Below are 7,098 nucleotides of genomic sequence, written 5' to 3' on the forward strand. Positions count from 1 at the left end.
CCCCGCAGCCCGCCACCGCGCCCGAGGGGCGGCCCCCGCCCGCCATGGACCCGGCCGTGGACTTCGGCGGGCCGATCCTGTCCGGCGCATCCGCCCCGACCCTGTATCTGGAACACTTCGGCCTGACCGAGCGACCGTTCTCGCTGGTGCCGGATCCGGGCTTCCTGTTCTGGTCGCAGGCGCATCGACGTGCCTATGCGATCCTTGAATACGGGATCCTGACGCGCGCCCCGATCACCATGATCACCGGCGAGGTGGGGGCGGGCAAGACGACGCTGATCCATCACCTGTTGCGGCGCCTCGGGCCCGCGGTGACGGTGGGGCTGGTGTCCAACGCGCACGCCGCGCGCGGTGCGCTGTTGCGCTGGGTGCTGATGGCGCTGGGCCAGCCCACCGCACCCGAGGCCGACTATGTCTCGCTGTTCTCGGCGTTCCAGCAGTTCATCATCGCCCAGTATGCCGAGGGTCGGCGCGTCGTGCTGATCTTCGACGAGGCGCAGAACCTCGACCGCGACGCGCTGGAGGAGCTGCGGATGCTCACCAACGTGAACGCCAACAGCGATGAGCTTCTGCAACTGGTGCTTGTGGGCCAGCCGGAGCTGCGCGAGGTCCTGCACCGCCCCGACATGGCCCAGTTCACCCAGCGCGTCGCGGCCCGGTTCCACCTGCCGGCGATGGACCGCGACACCGTGCACGATTACATCGAACACCGTCTGGCGGTCGCGGGGGCCACCTACATGCTGTTCGACGATGCCGCGGTGACGCACATCCACACCGCAACCGGCGGCGTTCCGCGGCTGGTGAACCAGCTGTGCGACCTTGCGCTGGTCTATGCCTACACCGAGGACGCGCCGGCGGTGACGGGCGGCATCGTTGCCCATGTCCTCGATGACGGAGTATTCGTCGGGGGACCGGCGGCACCCCGCCCCGACGCGATGACACAGGGCACCGCGCGCACGGCCGATCGGACCCCAGACCAGCCACGAGAGGCAGGCCATGACACTTGATTACAAGTTCCTGATTCAGCTGTTCCTGCGCAAGCTGCACATCCTGGTCCTCGTGGCGATGCCGGTGGTCGCGGGGTCGGTGTGGCTGGCGACCTCGTTGCCCTCGCGCTTCCAGGCCGAGGCGCAGTTGCTGGTCGAATCGCCCCAGGTGCCGGCGGACCTTGCCGCATCGACCCTGCGGGCCACCCCGGGCGAAGTGCTCGGGCAGATCCGGCAGCGCGTTCTGGCGCGCGACAACATGCTCGACATGTCGCGCGAGTTCAGTCTGCACGCGGGCCGCAACCTCAGCCCCGACGACATCGTGGCCGACATGCGCCGGCGGATCACCATCACCACCATTCGCGGGAACACAGGCACCATGCGCGTGGCCTTCGAGGCCGGCCGGCCCGCGGTCGCCGCGGCGGTGGCCAACAACCTCGTGGATCAGATCCTGCGCGAGAACGTCGCCCTGCGGACCGCCGCAACCACCCAGACGCTCGCCTTCTTCGACGAGGAGATGGAGCGTCTCACCGACGAGCTGGAGCGGCAGACCGCGCGCATCCTGGCCTACCGCGAGGCCAACCGCGACGCCCTGCCCGACAGCCTGAACTTCCGCCGCACCCGCCAGACCGCCCAGCAGGAGCGCCTGCTTCAGATCGACCGCGAGTTGACCAGCCTGCGCGACCGGCGCGACCGCATGGTCACCACCTTCGAGAGGACCGGCGCCTTTGCCGGCTCCGAGGCCAACGCCACCGACGAACAGCGCGAACTCCAGGCCCTGCGCCGCGAGCTGTCGCGCGCGACGATCATCTTCACCGAGGACAACCCCCGCCTGCGCACCCTGCGCGCCCAGGTCGCCGCGCTGGAGGAAATCGTCGCCGAACAGATGGGCGGCGATGGCGACGGAACGGCCTCGCTGTTCGATCTCCAGGTCGCGGACATCGACGCGCAGATCGACTTCCTCGCCTCGCAGCGGCAATTGATCGAGGAGGAGCTGGAGGCGCTGGCCACGTCCATCGACGCCACCGCGGCCACCGCCTCGGAACTGGCCACGCTGGAGCGTGACTATGCCAACCTCCAGGAACAGTACAACAGCGCCGTCGGCCGCCGGGCACAGGCGCGCATCGGCGAACGGATCGAGGCACAGGCCCGCGGCCACCGGATCACCGTCCTGGAACAGGCGGTTGCCCCGGGCTCTCCCAACAAGCCCAACCGCACCGGTATCGCCATCGCAGGCGCCGGGGGCGGCGTTGCCCTGGGCGCGCTGATCGTCGGGCTGCTGATCCTGTCCAACCGCGCGATCCTGCGCCCGGTGGAAATCACCCAGGGGCTGGGCATGGCGCCGTTCGGCACGGTGCCACTGTTCCGCAGCCGGCGCGAAATTCTGGTTCGGCGCGGCCTCGTGATCCTTGCGGCGGTCCTGTTGCTGGTTGCGGTTCCGGGCGCGCTGTGGTGGTTGGACCAGAATTACCTGCCGCTCGATATCATCATTGCGCGCATCACCGAAGTGACCGGCCTGGGCCGTGTCATGGACATGATGCGCGACGCAACCGGCTAGATCCCGGTTCCTGCTGGAAGGTCAGCAATGGATTTCATTCAGTCGGCCATCGACAAGGCCCGCAAGGAGCGCGAGGCCCGTGGCCTGCCCCCCGAGCGGACCGTGACGCGTGCCGCCGCCCCCACCCGGACCGAGGCCAGCAGCGACCACATGGCGCTGTGGGATGATCTGATCGAGATCACCCCCTCGGTCGATGCGCTGGAGCGCAACCATATTCACGCGCACAAGCGCGGGGCGGCGGCGGCATCGTTCGACATCATGCGCACCAAGCTGCTGCACCAGCTGCGCAGCCACGGCTGGCGACGGGTGGCGATCACCTCACCCACGGCGGCCTGCGGCAAGACCACGCTCGCGCTCAACCTCGCCTACAGCCTGGGGCGGCAACCCGACCTGCGCTCCATGCTGGTGGAGTTCGACCTGCGCCGCCCCGCCGTTGCCGACGCCTTGGGAATGCGCGAGGCGCCGCAGTTCGCCCAGGCCCTGACCGGTGAGGCGCAGCCGCAGGAGGTGTTTCGCCGCATCGGCCACAACCTCGCCATCGGCATGAACGCCGAGGCCGAGCCCGACAGCTCCGAACTGCTGCAGCGGGTCGAGACCGGGCGCATCATGGACGCCATCGAACAGCGCTACGCCCCGGACGTGATGCTGTTCGACATGCCCCCGATGCTGCTGGCCGACGATACACTGGGCTTCATCGACCAGATCGACTGCGTCCTGCTGGTGGCCGCCGCCGGCAGCAGCACCATGCCCGAGATCAAGCGCTGCGGCGAGGAATTGCGGGCACGCTGCAACTTCCTCGGGGTGGTGGTGAACAAGTGCCGCTATGCCACCGCGGGCGATGCCTACGGGTATGGGTATGGCGGCTACGGGTATGGCTACGGCTATGGCTATGGCTATGGCTACGGGTATTCCGACAAGAAGAAGCGCTGACGGCGGCTGCCGACACGGCAGGCGCCCTCCCCGCCGCCCGGGGACACCGAAGCGCCCGCGTGCGGGCCCGGCCACGACCCGTCGGGCGCGGCGCTGACCCCAAGGCGCTGCACGGACGCTCCGGGGGGCGGCGAACCGCATGCTCACCAGTGCGGCGGGCGCTGATCGGCGAGGGGGACGCCGGCGCCTGCCTCGGCCTCGCGCTGGGCTTCGCGGTGGGTCAGCCGGGCCAGCTGGCGCTCCACCGCGGCAAGCTGGCGCGACTGCCGGGCGATCTCGTCCGAGAGGTCCTCGGCCAGGCGCTCGAGGTGGGCCAGACGCTCCTCGGCCTGTTGCTGTCGCGATGTCATCGGCGGCTCCGTGTGCGGGTCGGGTGGCGTGTGCCCTAGCGGGTGCGAGGGCGTGCGTGCAAGCGCCATGACCGCCGCCTGCGGCGTGGCAACCCGGCGCGCGCCCGCGACCACCACCGCCGGCGGAGCCGCGCCATCGAAGCGGCCATGGGCGGTCTTGTCCCAATAGACGGGTTGCACGACCACCTCCCACAGGGCCTTGAGCGCCGCCAGGGTGGCCAGCGGATGATAGACATGCAGCGTCGGCACCCACGGCCGCAGCCAGCGCAGACCGCGCCGCTGCGACACCGCCAGCAGCCCGATGGCGATGCCGATGACTTCGGAGGTGACGAACAGGGCCGCCAGAGCCACCAGCCCCGCAGCCCCCAGCGGCCCCGCCAGCGGATGCCCAAGCCCCAGCGCCAGCGCCCAGAACGACCACAGCACCGGTGCCAGCAAGGCATGGCTGAGGGTGGACAGGAACAGCACCTGTACCCCGAAGAACCGCCACGCCCCCAGATCGCGCCACAGCGCGCGCGGATTGCGCATGTGGGTGGCATAGGTGACGGCGAACCCCTTGGTCCAGCGCGACCGCTGCCGGACCCAGGGCAGCGGGCGGCAGGTGGCCTCCTCTCCGGTTTCCGTCGCCACGACCTCGGTGCGATAGCCGTGGCGGGCCAGCCGCAGGCCCAGATCGGCATCCTCGGTCACGTTGTGGGCGTCCCAGGCGCCGACCTTCTCCAGCGCCTCGCGGCGGAAATAGACGGTCGTGCCGCCCAGCGGCACCACCAGCCCCAGCCGCGCCAGCCCCGGCAGCATCATCCGGAACCACACGGCGTATTCCACCGCAAAACAGCGCGACAGCCAGTTCTCGGCCGCGTTGTAATAGCCCAGCACGCCCTGAAGGCAGGCGACATCGGCACCGCGGGCGTGGAAATGGCGCACGATCTGGTGGATCTGGTCGGGGTCGGGCGCGTCCTCGGCATCCAGCACGCCGATGATGCTGCCGCGGCAGTGATCGAGCGCATAGTTCAGGGCGCGCGGCTTGGTGCGCACGCCGCCGGGGGGGACCGCCAGCACCCGCATCCATGGCGGCAGGTCGGCGCCCGCCAGCGCGGTGCGGGTGGCGTGGTCGTCCTCCTCCAGCACGAGGATCACGTCCAGAAGGCCCCGCGGCCACGCGAGCGCCCCCAGGCGGCGCACCAGCCGCGGCGCGATCTCGCGCTCGCCATGCAGGGCGACCAGGACCGAGACGACGGGCAGGCGCGCGATGATCGGCCGGGGCGTGTCCCAGCCCGCCCCTTCGTGGGCGCGGGCGCGCAGGGTCGCGACACTGGCCGCGAGCTTCAGCGCGGTGAACAGCACCAGCAGCGTCAGCGCCCACACCGTCAGCACCGCCAGCGCCACCACCGGCGCGACCACCGCCCCCACCGCCAGCAGAGCCAGCCCGCCCAGAACCCACAGCCGCAGCCGTGGCAGCACCGAGCCACGGCAACTGTGGTGCAGCGGCGCCCGCGTCTCGGCCGCCGCCTGCAAGGCGCCGCCGCGCACCTGCCGCAGCGCCATCTGCACCGCCGGTTCGGGGGCCAGCGCCATGACCACGGGGCCCAGCGCAGCCTCCAGCCCCGGGCGCTGGCGCGCAAAGGCATCGGGGCGGGCGGTCACCACGACCACGACCGGCCCGGCCCGCCGCCACGGCACCAGTCCCGACCGCACGCATGCGCGCACGCCAAAGCGGTCCACGAGCCGCGGATCGGGCGGACAGGCCCCGAGGTCTGCGACCTCGGCCCCCCATTGGAGGGACTGGGCGGCCACCAGCGTGTCAGGGTCGATCACCCCTTCACGCAACAGCACATCGGCCAGTTCGGCACTGCCGCGCGATTCGCTTTCCAGGGCCTGCATCAGGGTGGGCGCATCCACAGCGCCACGCTCCAGCAACACCTGCCCCAGCGTGCGTTGCGGCGCGACATCCACCGACGCCCGCCCGGTGGACACCGGGGCAGCCGTCGGCATGGGCACCGACATGGGCGCCGGGATGGCAAGCTCGGGCAGCGCGGCCAAGGCCCCCTCCTGTTCAACGACAGCGGGAACCTTGGGGCAGCATGGTTAACGCGGGATTAAGCCACCCCCCGGCGCGCCATCGCGGCGACAAACCGCTCGAACAGGTAATAGCTGTCCTGGGGGCCGGGGCTCGCTTCGGGGTGGTACTGCACGCTGAACACCGGGCGGTCGGCCATGCGGATGCCGCAGTTGGAGCCGTCGAACAGCGACACATGGGTTTCGACCACGCCCGCAGGCAGGCTCTGGCTGTCGACGGTGAAGCCGTGGTTCATCGAGGTGATCTCGACCTTGCCGGTCTCCAGGTCCTTGACCGGGTGGTTGGCGCCGTGGTGGCCGTGGTTCATCTTGATCGTGCGCGCCCCCAGCGCCAGCGCCAGCATCTGATGGCCGAGGCAGATGCCGAAGACGGGGATGTCGCGCTCCAGCACGCCGCGAATCATCGGCACCGCATAGGCGCCGGTGGCCGCCGGATCGCCGGGACCGTTGGACAGGAACACCCCCTCGGGGTTGTGGGCGAGGACCTCCTCGGCGGTGGCGGTGGCGGGCAGGACGGTGACATCGCAGCCCGCCGACGCCAGACACCGCAGGATGTTGCGCTTGGCGCCATAGTCGATGGCGACGACGCGGCGGCCGGGGGTGGCGCGGCGGGTGTAGCCCTCGGGCCAGGCCCAGCGCATCTCGTCCCAGCGGTAGGATTGCGCGCAGCTGACATCCCGCGCGAGGTCGCGCCCCACCAGCCCCGCCCAGCCGCGGGCGCGGGCGACCAGCGCCTCGATGTCGAAGCGACCGTCGGGGCTGTGGGCCAGCGCCGCATGGGGCGCGCCCTGGCGGCGGATCGCGCGGGTCAGGCGGCGGGTGTCGACGCCGCCCATGGCGATGCGCCCGCGCCGGGCCAGCCACTCCGACAGATGCCCGGCGGCGCGCCAGTTCGACGGATCGGTCGGCGCCCAGCGCACGACCATGCCGGCGGCGACGGGGTCGGCGGTCTCGTCGTCGTCGTCGTTGGTGCCGACGTTGCCGATGTGGGGGAATGTGAAGGTGACGATCTGCCCGGCATAGGACGGATCGGTCATGATCTCCTGATAGCCGGTCATGGCGGTGTTGAAGCACAGCTCGGCCACCGTCTCGCCGGTGGCGCCGAAGCCCGTGCCGTAAAACAGCGTGCCATCGGCCAGCGCCAGGCAGGCGGTGGGGCGGACGGCCTCGGCCCGCGTCGGGGCGGTCGCGGGTTGGG

5 protein-coding genes are annotated in these 7,098 nt (G+C 70.9%); 3 read left to right on the top strand and 2 right to left on the bottom strand.

The window, feature by feature from the left end; all coding sequences use genetic code 11:
* The first annotated feature begins 44 nt into the window (after window positions 1–44).
* From CCR87_RS05575 to CCR87_RS05585, 3 genes are read left to right on the top strand one after another with little or no spacing between them, the layout of a single operon-like run.
* A complete protein-coding gene (locus tag CCR87_RS05575; RefSeq protein ID WP_201156575.1) occupies window positions 45–1,007 on the top strand; it encodes an ExeA family protein in 963 nt (320 codons plus the stop codon).
* Window positions 997–2,544 (top strand): GumC family protein, encoded by a 1,548-nt coding sequence (locus tag CCR87_RS05580; RefSeq protein ID WP_201156576.1) that lies wholly within the window; start codon window positions 997–999, stop codon window positions 2,542–2,544. Before CCR87_RS05575 ends, CCR87_RS05580 begins: the two co-directional genes overlap by 11 nt.
* Before the next feature lie 27 nt (window positions 2,545–2,571).
* Complete coding sequence (locus CCR87_RS05585) at window positions 2,572–3,474, top strand: CpsD/CapB family tyrosine-protein kinase (protein WP_201156577.1); 903 nt, start codon at window positions 2,572–2,574, stop codon at window positions 3,472–3,474.
* Between the two features lie 143 nt (window positions 3,475–3,617).
* On the opposite strand, the gene CCR87_RS05590 is transcribed toward CCR87_RS05585, so the two are convergent.
* Together CCR87_RS05590 and carA are read right to left on the bottom strand one after the other, a co-directional pair.
* Complete coding sequence (locus CCR87_RS05590; RefSeq protein WP_201156578.1) at window positions 3,618–5,864, bottom strand: SlyX family protein; 2,247 nt, start codon at window positions 5,862–5,864, stop codon at window positions 3,618–3,620.
* 56 nt (window positions 5,865–5,920) lie between these two features.
* Complete coding sequence (gene carA, locus CCR87_RS05595) at window positions 5,921–7,045, bottom strand: glutamine-hydrolyzing carbamoyl-phosphate synthase small subunit (RefSeq protein WP_201156579.1); 1,125 nt, start codon at window positions 7,043–7,045, stop codon at window positions 5,921–5,923.
* Window positions 7,046–7,098: the final 53 nt, after the last annotated feature.

This window comes from Rhodobaculum claviforme, from assembly GCF_016653255.1.
GTDB lineage: Bacteria > Pseudomonadota > Alphaproteobacteria > Rhodobacterales > Rhodobacteraceae > Rhodobaculum > Rhodobaculum claviforme.